Here is a 16,865-nt window from a genome sequence, read left to right as displayed (position 1 = left end):
AGCCCGAGTCCGACGACTCGACCCGCGTCGTCAGCCACCCAGGAGCGGACGCACCTCGACCCTGCGGCCGCAGGCCTTCGACCCCTCGGCGGCGAGCGCGAGCGCGGCGTCGGGCCCGGGGGCCTCGAGGATCCAGAAGCCGGAGACGTACTCCGGCGAGGCCAGGAACGACCCCTGGGAGAGCACCGGCTGCGCGCCCCGGCCGTCGACGACGGTCGCGGTGCCGGGAGCGCCGAGGCCGCAGGCCAGGACCCAGTGGCCGTCGGCCCGCAGGCGGTCGTTGTACGCGTCGATGGCCGCCATCTCGGCGGGTGTCGCGGTTCCTGTCGCGCTGTCGATCACGGACACCAGGTAGCGCATCGTCGGTCCCTCCAGGAGGTTCTCGTGCCCCCATCCGACAGGGCCGGGGGCGAGGACTCAACCGCAGCCGGACGCCAGTGGCGCCGGCACCAGGTCCCGGTGCGCCCGGTCCCGCCGCGGGAAAGCCCTCGCCTGCGGCGCAGACCCGGCCCTAGCCTCGCCCCGGGCTCGCACGGAGCCCCGCCCGGTCGCGTGCTTCGAGCCGGGCGCGCACAGAGGGTCTGATGCCAGATGACGGTGCCGGTGCCGGTGAGCGGGTCTGCCCGCTCCCACGTGAACCACTATCGGAACCCGTGCAAGGAGCACCGTCATGTTCGACCTTCGTCTCTTCTCCATCCGTGAGTCCGGTCACCGGATCCACAACCCGCTGACAGAGCATCAGCTCGCCGACCTCGGGGCCAGGCTCGCCCTGCCCGCCGGGGCGCGCATCCTCGACCTGGCCTGCGGGTCCGGTGAGCTGCTGGCGACCTGGGCCCGTGACCACCAGGTCACCGGCCTCGGCGTCGACCTCAACCCCGACTTCCTCGCCCACGCCCGGGCCCGTGCTGCCGAGCTCGGTGTGACCGACGCCGTCCGGTTCGTCGAGGCCGACGCCGCCGGCTACGTCGCCGACGAGCCCGTCGACCTCGCGGCCTGCGTGGGTGCCACCTGGATCGGTGGCGGGGTGCCCGGCACGCTCGACCTGCTGCGCGCCAGCCTGCGGCCCGGCGGGATGCTGCTGGTGGGCGAGCCGTACTGGCGCACCGTCCCGACCAGCCCGGAGGTCCTGGCCGGGTGCGGGGTGCAGTCGGTCGAGGACTACCTCACGCTGCCGGGTCTGCTCGCCTCGTTCGGCGCGCTGGGCTACGACGTGGTCGAGATGGTCTGCGCGACCGAGGAGTCCTGGGACCGGTACGCCGCCCCGCAGTGGCTGACGATGCGCCGCTGGGCGGACGCCCACCCGGACCACGAGCTGCACGACGAGGTCCGTCGGCTGCTCCAGGTCGAGCCGCAGCAGTACGCGGCGTTCACGCGGGTGCACGTCGGCTGGGGCGTGTTCGCGCTGGTCGAGCGCTAGCGGGGTCCGGTGCGGTGGTGGGCAGGGTCGCCGACCTGCCCACCACCGCACCGCCGTCGTGCGCGGTCGCGCCCCGGCGAGCCCCACGCCCGCGGGCCCCGCTAGTCCTCGATGACGTCGAGCCCCTGCTCGCGCAGCCGCGCGAGGCTGTCGAGCATGCCCTGCAGCACCTCGGGCGGATGGCCCTCCCACGAGTCCAGCTCGGCGACGACCCGCAGCGGGTGGCGGGTGCGGTACGACTGGGTGGGGTTCCCCGGGAACCGCTTGTCGGTGACGTTGGGGTCGTCCTCGAACGGGCCGGTGGGTTCCACGACGTAGATGTGCCCGCGCTCGTCGAGCCCGGCCAACGCGGTGGCCAGCTCGGCACCCCAGGCGGCCGTCTCGACGAGCGCGGCGAAGTAGAGATGGTTCGAGATCCGCCCCGCCTGGTAGTTGGAGCCGTACCCCGGCAGGAGCTCGGCGCCGACGTCCAGCGCCGACCTGGTGCCGTGGAAGAACGGGCCCTCGACGTGCGCGCAGTGGTCGAAGGTGACCGGTGTGCGGGGGGCGTCGCCCATGGCGTCATCTCCTCGGTCGTCGGGGTGCGTCGGCGCCGGTTCCCCGTCGCGCCGGTGGGCCAGGTCGTCGGCGTCCCCATGATGCCCGGCGACGGGGACGGCCACCCGCGGGGCGCGGCGCGGCGCGCGGCCGCACCGCGACCGACGGTCCGGCGGGTTCACCCTGGTCGTTCCTCCTCCGGCGTCCGGCCGCTCCGCTAGCGTCAGCGACGCAGGATTCGTGACCTCGGGGGGCTGCGTCGTGTTCTTGCTCGTCACCGTCCTGGGCGTGGGGCTGGGTTTCGCCTACGCCACCACCGTCGGCCGTCGGCTCGGCCTCGACGACTGGCGCCGGTGGGCGCTCCTGGTGCCGGTCTGGTGCCTCTACGTCGTCGTGCTGGTCAGCGCCGACATGAAGAACCTCGTCGCCGAGGCCTACCAGTCGTTCGCCATCGGGTGCGCCGGTCAGACGTTGATGGACGTGCTCGGTGCGTTCCGCCAGCGGCGCCTCGACCGGCCCACCCGGCGTGGCGGCGGCGTGACACCCCCGCTCTGACCGCAGACGTTCGACCCGGGGCTGCTGGACCCGGGGCTGCTCGACTCGTCTGAGGCGGCCCCGCGCCTGGTCAGCCGGCGCACGCCTCCCGGCGCAGCAGCACGCCGGTGCCGCCGGAGAACGTGATCCCGGCGAACGTCGCCGCGCGGGCGACCTCGGCGAACCCGTGCCGGGCGTGCAGGTCGAGCGAGGCGCCGTTCCGGGCGTTGACCAGGCTCCACGTCGGCTCGCCCAGCCGGTCGACGTCCGCCAGCTCGAGCGCGAGCATCCGGTCGCCGATCCGTCGTCGCCGCCAGCCCGGCACCACGGTGATCCCCGACACGTACCACCCCGCGGGGGCGTCGGACGGGGCGGGCCAGACCTTGACGGCGGTGGCCCCCACGACCGTCTCGCCGCAGTGCGCGACGACGTGGAACGCGTCCGCCCGCGCCAGCTGCGCGCTCACCCAGTCGAGGTGGGAGGCGGCGCGCGGCTGACGTGTCGCGTCCACCGCGACGATCGCCGCCGCGTCGTCGGGTCCGGCATGCCGCACGACGACGGCGCTGTCCTCGACCCCGTGGGCCAGGGGGACGTACTCGGCGAACTGGGGCACGTGCGCCCACGGTAGCGACCGCCGGTGGCCGGAGGACGCCGCGGGGCGTCGAGGCGGGCGACCCGGGCCCGCCGGCGGCGGGGCGGCGCACACCGATCGGGCAGCAGGCCGAGCACCACGGACAGGTCGCAGAACCTGGTGCACCAACCGCCCCACCTGGCACCGCCCTGTGCGTTAGCGTGGCGCCGAACTGGGCAGATGCGGGGCGTGGTCGCCACGTCCCTCGCGCGGAACACGCGGCGCGTGCCCGTTCGCGGGTACGGCCTCCGGGGCGGTACCGATCGATCGATGGGTCCGACGAGGCTGCGGTCCGTCGAGGCGGCGGGGCCCGGCGGTCAGGGCCGCCGGGCGGGCGAGGACGAAGGTGGGCGGAATGACGGGTGTGCCGAACGGTCTGGACCGGGAGGTCGCCCCGCGCGACCTGTTCTTCTCGACCACCGACCGCAAGGGGGTCATCGACGGCGCGAACCACGTCTTCAGCCGCTACTCGCGGATGGAGATGGACGAGCTGCTCGACGCGCCGCACAACGTCGTGCGCCACCCCGACATCCCGGGCGGTCTGTTCCGCATCACGTGGGACCTGCTCCGGTCCGGGTACCCGATGGCCGGCTACATCAAGAGCCTGGCCAGCGACGGGGTCGGCTACTGGGTGTTCGCGACGATGACGCCGCTCGGGGACGGGTACCTGTCGGTGCGCCAGCGGCCGTGCCGTACCGACCTGTTCGCCGCCGCCACCGGGCTGTACCAGACGGTGGCGCCGAAGGAGAAGGCGTGGCGCGCGGCCGGCAGCTCACGTGCGCAGGCCGCCAAGAGCGGTGCCGACGAGCTGACCGCGGGGATCGCCTCGCTCGGGGCGGCCAGCTACCAGGACTTCATCCGGGAGGTCGTGCCCGCGGAGGTCGCGGCACGTCGGGCGCTCACCAGCTGGACGGGGCCCGACCCGCGGGACCCGGGCAGCGGCCTCACGCAGGACCTGGTCGACGCGGCGATCGCGGTGGACCGCGCGCTCGACGCCCGGATGGCCAGCCTCGACGAGCTCGGTGCGCTCTCCGGTGAGCTGGCGCGGACCCAGGCCGAGACCGGCGAGGTGCTCGACCGGCTGCGGGACGCGGTGAGCTCGGCGGCCGCCGCCTCGCACGCCGTCTCGGACACGTGGCCGGTGCTCGGCCGGGTGGTCGAGCCGCTCACCGAGATCAGCCAGTGGCTGTGCGACGCGATCGAGCAGCTCGACGCGCGCCTGGGGGAGGTCCGCGAGGCGATCGCCGAGCTGCGGCTGCGCACCGCACTGGCCCGGCTGCACGACGAGATGCTCGCCGAGTTCGCCCGTGAGGTCGCGGCCGGTGACGCCCCCGACCGCGCGCCGCTCTACGTGCACCAGCTGTGCCGGGCGCTGGAGGAGGCGGCCACGACGGCCGGCCGCGGGCTCACCCTCACGCACGAGGGGCTGCGCACGCTCGCGCGCGACCTCGGCGAGGTGCAGACCCAGACGCGCACCTTCCAGCGCCAGCTCGCGACCTGGCGGCTGCTCATCCCGCGGTACGGGCTGTCGCGTCAGCTCGACCCGTTCACCCGCCCCATCGACGGGCAGCTCAACTCCGGGCTGCGCCAGATCGGCGCGCTGCGCGAGATCGTCGCGCAGTGCCAGGCCGTCGCCCAGCCCGTGGACGACGCGCCCATGACGGCCGCCATCGGCGCGGTGACGGCGGCGCGGATCCAGGTCGAGCAGCTCTCCCGCTGAGCGAGGTCGGGACGGCCGCGCGCCGTCCCGCAGGACGGCGCGCGGCGCCTCAGAACAGCGTCGGCGCGTGGTCGAAGTTGAGGTGCTTGGTCTCGGTGAACTCCAGCAGCCCCTCGACGCCCTGCTGACGGCCGAGGCCGGACTGGCCGAAACCGCCGACCTCCATCTCGGCGTAGAAGTGGTGGTAGGTGTTGATCCAGATGGTGCCGGAGCGGATCGCCCGCCCGACCCGCCAGGCGCGGTCGACGTCGGCGGTCCACAGACCTGCGGCCAGGCCGAAGCTCGTCGAGTTGGCGAGGGCGATCGCCTCGTCCTCGTCGGCGAAGGTCTGCACGGCCAGCACCGGGCCGAACACCTCCTCGGACAGCAGCCGGGAGCTCGGGTCGAGGTCGGTGACGATGGTCGGGGCGACGAAGTTGCCGTCGGCCAGGCCGTCGCTGGTGAGGCGCTCGCCGCCGACGAGCACCGTGCCGTCGGCCTTGGCGATGTCGACGTACTCCAGCACGGTGCGCAGCTGACCGGCCGAGACCAGCGGGCCCATCGCGACCGACGGGTCGAGCCCGTCGCCGACCCGCATCGCGGTCGTCCGCTCGGCCAGCTCGGCGACGAACCTCTCGGCGATCGACTCGGCGACGAGCAGCCGGCTGCCGGCGGTGCAGATCTGCCCGGCGGCGGAGAACACCGCGTTCGCGGCTCCCGCCAGGGCCTTGTCCCACGGTGCGTCGGCGAACACGACGTTCGGCGACTTGCCGCCGAGCTCGAGCGAGACCTTCTTGAGGTCGTCGGCGGCGCGCTTCATGATCCGGATGCCGGTCACCGAGTCGCCGGTGAAGGCGATCATGTCGACGTCGGGGTGGGTGACCAGCCGGTCGCCGACCGAGGAGCCCGGTCCGGCCACGGCGGTGAGGATGCCCTCGGGCAGCTCGGGGTCGGCAGCCAGCAGGTGCAGGGCGGCGACCACGATGGCCGGGGTGAGGCTGGCGGGCTTGACCACGACGGCGTTGCCCGCGGCCAGGGCCGGCGCGACGGCGCGGATGGTGAGGTTGAGCGGGTAGTTCCACGGCGTGATCGCCGCGACCACCCCGACCGGTTCACGCAGCACCACACCGTGCGCGGTGGGGGACAGGGCCAGCGAGCGGCCGTACAGCGCGCGGGCCTGGCCGGCGTTGTAGTCGATCATGTTGATCGCGCCGGCGACCTCGCCGTGCGCCTGGCCGAGGGTCTTGCCCTGCTCGCGGGTGAGCAGCTCGGCGAGCCGGCCGGATGCGGCGCGCATCGACTCGGTCCAGCGGTGCAGCACCCGGGCGCGCAGCGCACCGTCGTTGCGCCACCGGCTGGTCTCGAACGCGTGGCGGGCGGCCGCCACGGCGGCGTCGGCGTCGGCGGTGCTGGCCTCGCTCACGGTGGCGACCACCTCGCCGGTCGCCGGGTCGAGCGAGGTGAGCGTGCCCGCCGAGCCGTGCAGCAGCCCGTCGAGGGGTGCGGTGAGCTCGAGCGGGGTCCACGGTCCACGGACGAAGGACGTCGTCGCCATGCTGGTCTCCAGGTGCTCCGGGCGGTGTGAGGGGCCGGTGTCCTTGACATCGGGGACGCCGTCCACCAGGCTGTAAGTTATCAGACCTCTTACCACGTGGACCAGTCAACGGCGCTTGGTGCTCGGGCGGGGACGGTGCGGTGAAGGAGGACCGTTGAGCTCGGACAAGGCCGTGATGCTCCAGTTCGAGGGCGTCGGCATGACGTTCCCGGACGGGACCGTCGCCCTCGAGGATGTCGACATCTCCATCGGACGTGGCGAGTTCGTCGCGTTGCTCGGCCCCTCCGGCTGCGGCAAGTCGACGCTGCTGCGGATCGCCTCCGGTCTGCAGCCGGAGACCTCCGGTCGCGTCGAGACGACGACCGACCAGGTCGGCTACGTGTTCCAGGACGCGACCCTGCTGCCGTGGCGCACCGTCGAGCGCAACGTCGGCCTGTTCGCCGAGCTGGAGGGGATGGGCAAGACCCAGACGAAGAACGAGGTCGCCAAGACCCTCGAGATCGTCGGCCTGTCCGCCTTCGCCGGCCACTACCCGCGCCAGCTGTCCGGCGGCATGAAGATGCGCGTCTCGCTGGCCCGTTCGCTCGTGCTGCACCCCGAGCTGTTCATGTTCGACGAGCCGTTCGCGGCGCTCGACGAGATCACCCGGCAGTCGCTCAACGACGAGGTGCTGCGGCTGTACGGCGCCGAGCAGTTCACCGGCGTCTTCGTCACGCACTCGGTCGCCGAGGCGGTGTACCTGTCCAGCCGGGTGGTCGTCATGGCCGCCCGCCCCGGCCGCGTCAAGGAGGTCTTCGACGTGCCCTTCGGCTATCCGCGCACCGCCGAGCTGCGCTACGACCCGGCCTTCGCCGAGCTCACCGGGCTCGTCTCGCAGTCGCTGCGGGGAGCCCACTGATGGCCGCCGCGACGCCCGGGCGCCAGTCCCCGTCGAAGGCCCGCGCGCGCTCGGGCTGGTTCGCCTCCCGCACGGCGGAGATCGTGCTGCCGATCGCGGTCGGCCTCTCCGTCATCGGCCTGTGGTACTTCGTCAGCTACGTCGTGCTGTCCGAGCGGCGGCGGTTCGTGCTGCCGCCCCCGCACAAGGTGGTGGCGGTGGGCTTCCTCGACGGGCACAACCTCATGTCCGAGCTCGAGGGGCTGTGGACCACGACGCGGGTCGCGGTGGCCGGGCTGCTCATCGCGATGGTCATCGGGTTCCTCGTCGCGATCCTCATGAGCCAGGCGAAGTGGATCGAGACCAGCCTCTACCCGTACGCCGTCGTGCTGCAGACCATCCCGATCCTGGCGCTCGTGCCGCTCATCGCGTTCGCGCTCGGGTACTCCTTCTGGAGCCGGGTGGTGGTCTGTGTGCTCATCGCGGTGTTCCCGATCATCACGAACACGTTCTTCGGGCTGCAGTCGGCCGAACCGGCGATGCACGACCTGTTCACGCTGCACCGGGCCGACAGGTACACCCGTCTGGTCAAGCTCCAGGTGCCGGCCTCGCTGCCGGCGGTGTTCACGGGGCTGCGCATCTCGGCGGGGCTGTCGGTGATCGGTGCGATCGTCGGCGACTTCTTCTTCCGCCAGGGCGACCCGGGGATCGGTCTGCTCATCGACACCTACCGCAACAGCCTCCAGGGCGAGCGGCTGTACGCCTCGATCATCTTGTCCTCGCTGCTCGGCCTGGCGGTGTTCTGGCTGTTCGGCGCCCTGGGCAAGGCCGTCACGGGCAGCTGGTACCGGCCCACGTCCGGCTGAGCGCGGTCCCGACCGCGCCGGGTGTTTCCGGCCGGTAAACCTTCGTCCCGCAGCCTTGACCACAGAGAGGAGCCACAGAAAAGATGTCACATGTCATACCAGTAGAGCGCTCCTCAGGAGGACCTGTGCGCAAGCAACCACTCATCGCCGGAACGGCCGGAGCGGTCTCGATGCTGCTGCTGGCTGCGTGCAGCTCCGGCGGCAGCTCGGACGCCTCGTCCGCGTCGGGACCGGCGGGCCCGCTGGCCGCCTGCCCGTCGACGGTCGTCATCCAGACCGACTGGTACCCCGAGCCGGAGCACGGCGGCCTCTACGAGGCGATCGACCAGTCCAAGGCCACGATCGACGCGAAGAAGGGGCACTACTCCGGCCCCCTCAAGGCCGACCCGAACATCACGCTCGAGATCCGCGCCGGCGGCCCCTTCGTCGGCTACCAGGACGACACCTCGCTCATCTACCAGGACACCTCGATCCTGCTCGGCTACGTCAACACCGACGAGCAGGTCAAGCTCTCCAACACCCAGCCGACGATCGCGGTGATGGCCCCCCTCGCCAAGTCCCCGCAGGTCCTCATGTGGGACCCGACCAAGTACGACTTCAAGACCTTCGCCGACATCGGCAAGTCCGACGCCAAGGTCCTGTACTTCCAGGGCGCCTCCTACGTCGACTGGATGGTCAACAAGGGCTGGCTGCGCAAGGACCAGCTCGACTCCGGCTACGACGGCTCGCCCACCCGGTTCGTCTCGGGTGAGGGCATCGTCCAGCAGGGCTTCGTCACCTCCGAGCCCTACCAGTACGAGAAGGAGCTGGACGCCTGGAAGAAGCCGGTGTCCTACCTCATGATCGCCGACGCCGGGTTCACCGGGTACTCCCAGCCGCTCGTCGGCATCCCCTCGGTGGTCAAGGAGAACGAGGCCTGCCTCAAGAAGCTCGTCCCGGCCCTGCAGCAGGCCCAGGCCGACTTCATCAAGGACCCGGTGGCCACCAACGCGGCGATCACCGACTACCTCAAGCAGATCGACCAGTTCTGGCAGATCTCGCCCGAGCGGGCCGCCAACGCGGTGTCGCTCATGAAGTCGCTGAAGATCGTCGACAACGGCACCGACGGTGTCCTCGGCTCCTTCGACGACAAGCGTCAGCAGGAGAACCTCACGCTGTTCAGCGACATCTACAAGGCGCAGAACATCGAGGTGAAGCCCGGCCTGACCACGGCGGACCTGTCCACCAACGAGTTCCTGGACACGTCCATCCACTACTAGCCCGACGCGGGTCCGCCGCCGGTCCCTCGGGGCCGGCGGCGGCCTGTCCGCCCCAGCCGGGGCAACGACGAAGGAGGAGCAGATGCCGTTCGTGACGGTGCACATGTGGGAGGGCCGCTCGGTCGCGCAGAAGCGCGCGCTGGTGGCCGCGATCACCCAGGCGATGGTCGACCACGCCGGTGCGCGCCCGGACGCTCTGCACGTCGCGATCAGCGAGTACCCCAAGGAGAACTGGGGGCGGGCCGGGGTGCTCGGCATCGACATGGACCACGAGCCGGCCGCCGCGACGAGCGACGAGGAGGCCCAAGCGTGAGCGCCATCGACGCGATCTCCGCGAGCAAGGCGGCCCTGCTGGTCATCGACCTGCAGAACGCCTTCGCCCACGACGAGGGCACGCTCGGCGTCTCCGGCGTCGACGTCAAGCCCGCCCAGGCCACCATCCCCGTCGTGCGCACGCTGGTCGAGGGCTTCAGGGCCGCCGGGCTGCCGGTCATCTGGACCCAGCAGGTGCACCTGGCCAAGGACGCCGCCCGCGACGCCAAGCAGCTCGCCTCGCACACCGCCAAGCGCAAGCAGGTCTCGGCCGTCTCCGGCTCGTGGGACGCGGCCTTCGTCGACGAGCTCGCCGACCTGGTCGACGACCCGACGTTCGTCGTCACCAAGCACCGGTTCGGCGCGTTCTACCAGACCCGGCTGCAGGCCCTGTGCGACATGCTCGGCGTCAACGCGCTGTTCGTCGTCGGGCTCACCGCCAACGCGTGCGTCGAGACCACGCTGCGCGAGGCCTACCTGCGCGACTTCGACGTGGTCGCCGTCACCGACGCCATCGCCGCGGTGCGCCCGGCCTGGATCGACACCGCCCAGGCCGTCTGGAACCAGTACCTCGGCGTGCTCGCCACCAGCACCGACGTGCTCGGCTGGCTCGAGGCGGCCACCGCACCGAAGGCCCTGAGCCTGCACCACCTGCTGCTGGAGACCAGCGACCTGGACGCCTCGCTCGCGTTCTACACGCGGCTGCTCGGCTTCACGGTCCGCGTCGACGAGCAGTTCCGCGACGGGCGCCGGTTCGTCTCGACCCACCAGGGCCTCGGCCTGGTCGAGGCCGGCAGCCCGGCCCCCGGCACCGTGCAGCACGTGTGCTTCCGCGCCCAGGACGTCGACGGCCTGGCCGCCCGGGTCGCCGAGGCCGGGTTCGAGGTGGTCCGCGGCCCGGCCCCCGGCCCCTACGGCTGGACCGTCTACGTCCGTGACCCCGACGGGCACGAGATCGAGCTCGTCGAGGAGGCACGCGCATGAAGATCACCGACGCCGTCGTCCACCTGGTGCACCTGCCCGCGCGGCGGGACCACAACTGGGCCTCCAAGATGACCAGCCCCATCGGGTACCACGCCATCGTCGAGCTCGTCACCGACGACGGCGTCACCGGCTGGGGCGAGGCCCCGGCCGGCGCCACCTGGGGCGGCGCCGCGATGCGCTACTACGGCGAGACGCCGCAGACCGTCGCGCACGTCATCGCCGACTACCTGGTCCCGGCCGTGCGCGGGCTCGACCCGCTCGACATCGCCCTCGTGCACAAGGCCATGGACCGGGCCATCAAGGGGCACCCCTACGCCAAGGCCGCCCTCGACATGGCCTGCTACGACGCGGCCGGCAAGGGTCTGGGCGTCTCGGTCGCCGACCTGCTCGGCGGCCGGTTCCGGGACGGCATCGAGGTCGCGCACTCCCTGGGCATCATGGAGCTGGGCGCCGCGCTCGCCGAGGCCGAGCAGGCCGTCGCCGAGGGCGCCCGCACCATCAAGTGCAAGACCGGCATCGACCCCGTGTACGACGTCGCGCTCGTGCGGGAGCTGCGCGCCCTCGTCGGCGACGACGTGAAGATCCGGGTCGACGCGAACGAGGGCTACACCACGGTGGACCAGGCCGTGCGCATCACGTTGCAGCAGGAGGAGTACGACCTGCTGCTGTGCGAGCAGCCCGTCGCCGGCACGGCCGCCCTGGCCCGCGTCGCCGCCCGCATCTCCGCCCCCGTGATGGCCGACGAGTCCGCCTGGACGGTGCACGACATCCTCGAGCTCGACGCCGCCGACGCCGCCGCCTGCTTCTCCTGCTACGTCACCAAGCCCGGCGGGCTCTACCGGGCGCGCCGGCAGGCCGAGATCGGCGAGTCGCTCGGCATGACCTACGACATCGGCGGGTCCATCGAGACCGGCATCGGCAACGCGGCCAATCTCGCCCTCGGCGTGGCGATGCCGAACGCCGTGCTGCCCAGCGTGTGCCCGGTGTCCCAGCCGGCCGGTTCGGGCGGCCCGGCCGTCGCCGGGGTCTACTACCTCGACGACCTGGTCACCGAGCCGTTCGTCTTCGTCGACGGCGTCGTGCAGGCGCCCACCGGTCCCGGGCTCGGCATCGAGGTCGACCGGGCCAAGCTGGCGCGGTACGCGGCGTGAGCGTCGTCGCCGTCCTCGGGGCCGGCGCCGGGGGGCTCTCGGCGCTCGTCGAGCTGCAGGGCGCCGGGCACCGGGTCCAGCTGTGGAACCGCAGCGCGGACACCCTGGCCGTGCACGTGCCCGACGGCGAGGTGCGGTACGCCGGTGTGCTCGGCACCGGGACCGTGCGCCCCGACCTCGTGACCACCGACCTGCCCACCGCGCTGGCGGGGGCCGACCTCGTGCTCGTCACGCTGCCCGCCCCCGTGCACGAGGCCGTGTTCACCGCGCTCGCCGCGGCCGGCTGCGCGCGGCCGGTGGTGCTCAACCCCGGTCACCCCGGCGGAGCCCTGCACGCACGCACCGTGTTCGTGCAGGCCGGGGTGCCGGTCCCACCGATCGCCGAGCTGTCCACGCTCACCTACGTCGGCCGGGTGGACCCGGACGGCCTGGTCCGCACCACAGGGCGGGCCGCCGGCGTGCGCGGTGCGGCGCTGCCCGGCGGCCAGGTCGCCCTCGACGGCGCACGCGAGCTGTTCGCGCAGGTCGACCCGGTGGCCGATGTGCTCGTCACCTCGCTCAGCGACGTCAACCTCGTGCTGCACCCGCCGGGTGCGGTGCTCGGGGCAGCGTGGGTGCAGGCCACCGGCGGCCGGTTCACCTTCTACCGCGAGGGCATGACCGACGGTGTGGTGCGCGTGCTGGCGGCCCTCGACGAGGAACGGATCGCGGTCGGTGCCGCGTTCGGCCACACCCTGCTGCCGCTCGTGGACGAGATGGCCCTCGTCGGCACGGTCGACGCGGCCACCGCGGCGACCGGCGACCTCGGCGGGGCCATCCGGCAGGGTGAGGCGAACGCCACCATCGCGGCCCCGGGCTCGTTCGCCCACCGCTACTACCGCGAGGACATGCCCTTCGGCCTCGTGCCGTTCCTGGCGCTGGCCCGGGTCGGCGGGGTCGATGTGCCGGTGGCCCGCTCGCTCCTCACGTTGGCCCGCACCGCGGTCGGCGACCTGCCCGCGGGTCGGACGGCGGCCCGGATGGGCATCGAGCACCTCGGGGTGCCCGAGGTGCTCGACCTGGTCGGCGGGGTGCCGGCATGAGCGGGCAGAGCGCCGGCGGTCGCCCGTTGGCCGGTCTCGTCGTGGCCGTCGTCGCAGGTGACGAACGCGAGCAGGAGATCGCCCGGCTCGCCGCCGCCGCCGGGGCGAACGTGCGCGCGCACGGGTTCACCCCGCCGGCCGCCCCCCTCCCCGGCGTGCAGTGGTGCGACGACCCGGCCACCGCGCTCGCCGGTGCGCACTACGCGCTGTTCCCGATCCCCGGCATCGCCGCCGACGGCTCGCTGTTCGCCCCCGACGCCCCGGCGCCGATCGTGCCCGATGCGGCGCTGCTGCAGCTGCTGGCCCCCGGCGCCCAGATCGTGCTCGGCCGCGCCGATGCGGGTCTACGTGCCGCCGCCGCGGCCACCGGCGTCGGGCTCGTGGAGTACGAGGACGACGTCGAGCTCATGCTGGACCGCGGCCCGGCCGTCGTCGAGGGTGTGCTCGCCCAGGTCATCGCGCACACCGACGTGACCATCCACGGTGCGTCCGTGGTGCTCGTCGGGCACGGCACCATCGGCCGGCTGCTGGCCCGCACCCTCGTGCTGCTCGGTGCGCACGTCACCGTCGCGGCCCGCAACGGGGTGCAGCGGGCCGACGCCCGGACCGCGGGTGCGGCCACCGTCGACCTCGACCACCTGGCCGAGGTGCTGCCCGGCGCCGACGTGGTGCTGTCCACCGTGCCGGCCGCCGTGCTCAGCGCACCGCTGCTCGCGCTGCTGCCGCCCGGGGCGCTCGTCGTCGACGTGGCGGCCCCGCCCGGCGGCGTCGACCTTGCGGCCGCACGGGCCCGCGGGCTGCGCGCGGTGTGGGCGCGGGGGATGGGGCGGCGGGCGCCGGTCACCGTCGGCGGCAGTCAGTGGGCCGGCATCGTCCGGCGCATCGAGGCGATCGAGGAGCGACGACGTGCAGGCTGACCTGGTCATCACGGGAGCCCGGGTGGTCACCCACGACGGGGAGTTCGCCGGTGGCGTGGCGGTCAAGGACGGTCGCATCGTGGCCGTCGGGGCCGATGACGCGCTGCCGCCCGCCGACCGGCACATCGACGCCGGTGGCAAGGTGCTCATGCCGGGCGTCATCGACCCGCACTGCCACCTCGGCGTCAACTACTCCTACGACGAGGACATGCGCACCGAGACCGCCGCGGCCGCCCGCGGCGGGGTGACGACGATCCTGCTGTTCACCCGCAACAAGGACGGCGGCTACGTCGACTTCTACGCCGAGCGGCGGGCCCGCGGGGAGGCCCAGGCGCTCATCGACTTCGGCTTCCACTTCGGCATCCAGCGCGAGGAGCACGTCGCCGGCATCCCCGAGACGGTCGCCGCCACCGGGGTGCGCTCGTTCAAGTGCCACATGGGCTACGAGCCGGGCAACCCGATCGGCATCACCTCGTCCACCGACGCCTGGATCTTCGGCGCGATGCGCGAGGCGGCGAAGATCCCCGGCGGCATCGTGTGCGTGCACTGCGAGAACACCGAGCTCACCATGCTCGGCAAGGCCGAGATGATCGCCGCCGGCCGCGACGACCTTCCCGCGTACACCCAGTCCCGTCCGGTGTTCATGGAGGAGGAGGCCATCGCGCGGATGATCCGGTTCGCCGAGATCACCGGCTGCCCCCTCTACATCGTGCACAACACGGCGGCCAACGGGCCGCGGATGGCCGCCGAGGCCCGCGCCCGCGGGGTCGACGTCACGGTCGAGACCTGCGCGCACTACCTCACCCGCTCGGCCTGGGACCCAGACCTGGGCAAGGACGCCAAGATCTCGCCGCCGCTGCGCGACCGGGCCGAGATCGAGGGCCTGTGGGAGTCGGTGCTCGACGGCAAGGTCGGCACGCTGGGCACGGACCACGTGCCGTTCGCCAAGATCGGCGGCGACATCTGGCACGAGAAGCCCGGTGTCGTCACCTTCGACTGGGAGCTGCCGCTCCTGCTGCACTTCGGGGTGCACGAGCGCGGGATGTCGCTGTCGCGGCTCGTCGAGCTCAACTCCTACAACCCGGCCCGCCGGTTCGGGCTGTACCCGCGCAAGGGCTCGCTCACGGTGGGCGCCGACGCGGACCTCGTGCTCGTCGACCTCGACCTGGTCAAGACGGTGCACCACACCGGCAAGGGCACCTGCCTGTACGAGGGTTGGGACCTGCGCGGCTGGCCGGTGCTCACGATCTCGCGCGGCGAGGTGGTGGCCGCTGACGGCGTCGAGGTGGCGGCCGGGCACGGGCGCGGGCGCTGCGTGTCGATCCCGGACTCGGAGAAGGCGGCCCTGGCATGAGCATCGACCGCGCGATCTCGCTGCAGTTCATGTGGACGGACCTGGAGTTCCCCGACCGGACGGTGCAGGCCGCCCGCGCCGGGTTCGACCTCGTCGACCTGTGGGACTGGCGGGTGCTCGACATGGACGCCATCGCCGCGACGGCGGCCGACCACGGCATCGCGATCAACGGCTTCTTCGGCAACCGCGACGTGGGCCTGGCCGACCCGGACCAGCGTCCCGCGCTGCTCGAGGCGGTCAAGCGCTCGGTCGACACCGCGGTGCGCGTCGGCGCCCGTCAGGTGCACATGTTCTCCAACGCGATCCGCACCGGCGGCATCGTCGCCCCGTTGCCGCCGGTCACCCGGGAGGAGTGGCACGCCACCGCGATCGAGAACCTGCAGGCCGCGATCGGGGTGGTCGAGGGCACCGGCATCACGCTCATGCTCGAGCACATGAACACCGTCTACCTGCCCGGCTACCTGTGGGACGACGCCGCGGTGGTCACCTCGATCGCCCGCGAGCTCGACCACCCGCAGGTGCGCATGGTCTACGACGCGTTCCACCAGCAGCTGTCCGTGGGCCGCCTCACCGACCACCTGCGGGCCGCCCTGCCGTGGATGGGCCGGCTCGACGTCGGCAACGTCCCCGGCCGGGCCGAGCCGGACCACGGCGAGATCGACTACCGGTTCCTGCGCGAGGTGCTCGACGCCGGGGGCTGGGACGGGACCATCACCTTCGAGGTGGTGCCCAGCGACGGTGAGCCGGCGACCGCGGTGGCCGGGATCGACGCCGTCTTCCCCGCGGACTGGGCCAGGCACCGGTCCGCGGCTTACCACAGCGCACGAGGAGAGGTCTGATGGGTCAGCTGGACGGCAAGGTCGCGATCATCACCGGCGGCGGGTCGAGCCTCGGGCAGGGCGGCGCGGAGGCGCGGCTGTTCGCCGAGCAGGGCGCGGCGGGCATCGTGCTCATCGACCTGCCCGGGTCGCAGGGGGCGCAGATCGCCGCCGAGATCGGCGACCGCGCGCTCTACATCGAGCACGACGTGCGCGACGACGCCGCCTGGCCGGCCGTGATCGCGCAGGTGCTGGAGCGCTTCGGGCGGATCGACGTGCTGGTGAACAACGCCGGGGTGTGGTTCGACGAGCCGCTGGTCGACACCACGCCGGCCGACTACCGCGCGGTCGTGGAGACCAACCAGGTCGGGGTCTTCCTCGGCACCTACTTCGTGGCCCCGGTGATGATCGCCGCGGGCAAGGGCTCGATCATCAACACGTGCTCCTCGGCCGGCATGATCGGCCGTGGGCAGCCCCACGCGTACGCGGCCAGCAAGTGGGCGGTGCGCGGCATGACGATCGCCGCCGCCGCCGAGCTCGCGAGCAAGGGCGTGCGGGTGAACGCCGTCTCGCCCGGTGTGGTCGACACCCCGATGATCGCCGGCGGCGCCCCCGAGGTGGAGCGCCTGTCGCACTTCGTCCCGCAGGGCCGCGTCGCCCAGCCGCAGGAGGTCGCCGCGCTCGTGGCCTTCCTGGCCTCGGACGCCTCGGACTACATCAACGGCGCGGTCATCCCGATCGACGGGGCCATCACCGCCTGAACGGACCGGTCCGGGCGGGCGCCCCCGATCCGCCCGCCCGGGCCTCCGCGCGTCCGGGCCTTCGTGCGTTCGCGGACGACCGCCGAGCTCAGCGGGCGGTGAGCGCCCGCA

Annotated in this window: 18 protein-coding genes; 14 read left to right on the top strand and 4 right to left on the bottom strand. The window is 72.9% G+C overall.

Annotated elements, in window-relative coordinates; all coding sequences use genetic code 11:
• Nucleotides 1-30: 30 nt before the first annotated feature.
• Complete coding sequence (locus F2B26_RS00795) at nt 31-360, bottom strand: YciI family protein (protein WP_159805407.1); 330 nt, start codon at nt 358-360, stop codon at nt 31-33.
• Between the two features lie 310 nt (nt 361-670).
• Between F2B26_RS00795 and F2B26_RS00790 the strand changes: the two genes are divergently transcribed.
• A complete protein-coding gene (locus F2B26_RS00790) occupies nt 671-1,417 on the top strand; it encodes an SAM-dependent methyltransferase (RefSeq protein ID WP_159805405.1) in 747 nt (248 codons plus the stop codon).
• Between the two features lie 101 nt (nt 1,418-1,518).
• Here the strand turns inward: F2B26_RS00790 and arr are convergent, their stop codons facing one another.
• A complete protein-coding gene (gene arr / locus F2B26_RS00785) occupies nt 1,519-1,974 on the bottom strand; it encodes an NAD(+)--rifampin ADP-ribosyltransferase (RefSeq protein WP_159805403.1) in 456 nt (151 codons plus the stop codon).
• A gap of 220 nt (nt 1,975-2,194) precedes the next feature.
• Here arr and F2B26_RS00780 point away from each other — a divergent pair, with 220 nt between their 5' ends.
• Entirely contained in the window at nt 2,195-2,509 is a 315-nt protein-coding gene (locus F2B26_RS00780; RefSeq protein WP_159805401.1) for a hypothetical protein, read from the top strand.
• 70 nt (nt 2,510-2,579) lie between these two features.
• Here F2B26_RS00780 and F2B26_RS00775 read toward each other — a convergent pair whose 3' ends face one another.
• Nucleotides 2,580-3,101, bottom strand: coding sequence for a GNAT family N-acetyltransferase (locus tag F2B26_RS00775; protein WP_159805399.1), 522 nt, complete (start codon nt 3,099-3,101; stop codon nt 2,580-2,582).
• A gap of 373 nt (nt 3,102-3,474) precedes the next feature.
• Between F2B26_RS00775 and F2B26_RS00770 the strand changes: the two genes are divergently transcribed.
• Nucleotides 3,475-4,839: a PAS domain-containing protein gene (locus F2B26_RS00770; RefSeq protein ID WP_159805397.1), complete on the top strand. Its 1,365-nt coding sequence runs from the start codon at nt 3,475-3,477 to the stop codon at nt 4,837-4,839.
• A 49-nt stretch (nt 4,840-4,888) separates the two neighbouring features.
• On the opposite strand, the gene F2B26_RS00765 is transcribed toward F2B26_RS00770, so the two are convergent.
• A complete protein-coding gene (locus F2B26_RS00765; RefSeq protein ID WP_159805395.1) occupies nt 4,889-6,469 on the bottom strand; it encodes an aldehyde dehydrogenase family protein in 1,581 nt (526 codons plus the stop codon).
• A gap of 58 nt (nt 6,470-6,527) precedes the next feature.
• On the opposite strand from F2B26_RS00765, the gene F2B26_RS00760 reads away from it, so the two are divergent.
• From F2B26_RS00760 to F2B26_RS00710, 11 genes are all read left to right on the top strand, one after another.
• A complete protein-coding gene (locus F2B26_RS00760) occupies nt 6,528-7,271 on the top strand; it encodes an ABC transporter ATP-binding protein (protein WP_235929421.1) in 744 nt (247 codons plus the stop codon).
• Nucleotides 7,271-8,116, top strand: coding sequence for an ABC transporter permease (locus tag F2B26_RS00755; protein ID WP_159805393.1), 846 nt, complete (start codon nt 7,271-7,273; stop codon nt 8,114-8,116). The genes F2B26_RS00760 and F2B26_RS00755 overlap by 1 nt, the downstream gene beginning before the upstream one ends.
• A gap of 125 nt (nt 8,117-8,241) precedes the next feature.
• Entirely contained in the window at nt 8,242-9,375 is a 1,134-nt protein-coding gene (locus tag F2B26_RS00750; protein ID WP_159805391.1) for a substrate-binding domain-containing protein, read from the top strand.
• Between the two features lie 43 nt (nt 9,376-9,418).
• Nucleotides 9,419-9,688: a tautomerase family protein gene (locus tag F2B26_RS00745; protein ID WP_268891086.1), complete on the top strand. Its 270-nt coding sequence runs from the start codon at nt 9,419-9,421 to the stop codon at nt 9,686-9,688.
• Nucleotides 9,685-10,671: an isochorismatase family protein gene (locus F2B26_RS00740; protein WP_159805387.1), complete on the top strand. Its 987-nt coding sequence runs from the start codon at nt 9,685-9,687 to the stop codon at nt 10,669-10,671. Before F2B26_RS00745 ends, F2B26_RS00740 begins: the two co-directional genes overlap by 4 nt.
• Nucleotides 10,668-11,822 carry a mandelate racemase/muconate lactonizing enzyme family protein gene (locus F2B26_RS00735; protein WP_201292542.1) on the top strand — a complete coding sequence of 385 codons (1,155 nt, stop codon included), beginning with the start codon at nt 10,668-10,670 and terminating at the stop codon, nt 11,820-11,822. Before F2B26_RS00740 ends, F2B26_RS00735 begins: the two co-directional genes overlap by 4 nt.
• Nucleotides 11,819-12,904, top strand: coding sequence for an NAD/NADP-dependent octopine/nopaline dehydrogenase family protein (locus F2B26_RS00730; RefSeq protein ID WP_159805385.1), 1,086 nt, complete (start codon nt 11,819-11,821; stop codon nt 12,902-12,904). The genes F2B26_RS00735 and F2B26_RS00730 overlap by 4 nt, the downstream gene beginning before the upstream one ends.
• Nucleotides 12,901-13,821: a dipicolinate synthase subunit DpsA gene (locus F2B26_RS00725; RefSeq protein WP_159805383.1), complete on the top strand. Its 921-nt coding sequence runs from the start codon at nt 12,901-12,903 to the stop codon at nt 13,819-13,821. The genes F2B26_RS00730 and F2B26_RS00725 overlap by 4 nt, the downstream gene beginning before the upstream one ends.
• A complete protein-coding gene (locus tag F2B26_RS00720; protein WP_159805381.1) occupies nt 13,811-15,175 on the top strand; it encodes a dihydroorotase in 1,365 nt (454 codons plus the stop codon). Before F2B26_RS00725 ends, F2B26_RS00720 begins: the two co-directional genes overlap by 11 nt.
• The gene (locus F2B26_RS00715; protein WP_159805379.1) at nt 15,172-16,014 is read left to right on the top strand and encodes a TIM barrel protein; all 843 of its coding nucleotides are present in this window, start codon (nt 15,172-15,174) and stop codon (nt 16,012-16,014) included. Before F2B26_RS00720 ends, F2B26_RS00715 begins: the two co-directional genes overlap by 4 nt.
• Nucleotides 16,014-16,754, top strand: coding sequence for an SDR family NAD(P)-dependent oxidoreductase (locus F2B26_RS00710; protein ID WP_159805377.1), 741 nt, complete (start codon nt 16,014-16,016; stop codon nt 16,752-16,754). The genes F2B26_RS00715 and F2B26_RS00710 overlap by 1 nt, the downstream gene beginning before the upstream one ends.
• Nucleotides 16,755-16,865: the final 111 nt, after the last annotated feature.

The sequence above is a fragment of the Cellulomonas citrea genome, from assembly GCF_009829685.1.
Taxonomy (GTDB): Bacteria; Actinomycetota; Actinomycetes; order Actinomycetales; family Cellulomonadaceae; genus Cellulomonas; species Cellulomonas citrea.
The sequence above is the reverse complement of the archived record's forward strand: the minus strand, read 5'-3'. Positions and strand labels throughout refer to the sequence as shown.

Coding starts and splice junctions, on each gene's coding strand:
- F2B26_RS00795 (WP_159805407.1), bottom strand. CDS start 360: ATGCGCTACCTGGTGTCCGTGATCGACAGCGCGACAGGAACCGCGACA.
- F2B26_RS00790 (WP_159805405.1), top strand. CDS start 671: ATGTTCGACCTTCGTCTCTTCTCCATCCGTGAGTCCGGTCACCGGATC.
- arr (WP_159805403.1), bottom strand. CDS start 1,974: ATGGGCGACGCCCCCCGCACACCGGTCACCTTCGACCACTGCGCGCAC.
- F2B26_RS00770 (WP_159805397.1), top strand. CDS start 3,475: ATGACGGGTGTGCCGAACGGTCTGGACCGGGAGGTCGCCCCGCGCGAC.
- F2B26_RS00755 (WP_159805393.1), top strand. CDS start 7,271: ATGGCCGCCGCGACGCCCGGGCGCCAGTCCCCGTCGAAGGCCCGCGCG.
- F2B26_RS00735 (WP_201292542.1), top strand. CDS start 10,668: ATGAAGATCACCGACGCCGTCGTCCACCTGGTGCACCTGCCCGCGCGG.
- F2B26_RS00725 (WP_159805383.1), top strand. CDS start 12,901: ATGAGCGGGCAGAGCGCCGGCGGTCGCCCGTTGGCCGGTCTCGTCGTG.
- F2B26_RS00715 (WP_159805379.1), top strand. CDS start 15,172: ATGAGCATCGACCGCGCGATCTCGCTGCAGTTCATGTGGACGGACCTG.
- F2B26_RS00710 (WP_159805377.1), top strand. CDS start 16,014: ATGGGTCAGCTGGACGGCAAGGTCGCGATCATCACCGGCGGCGGGTCG.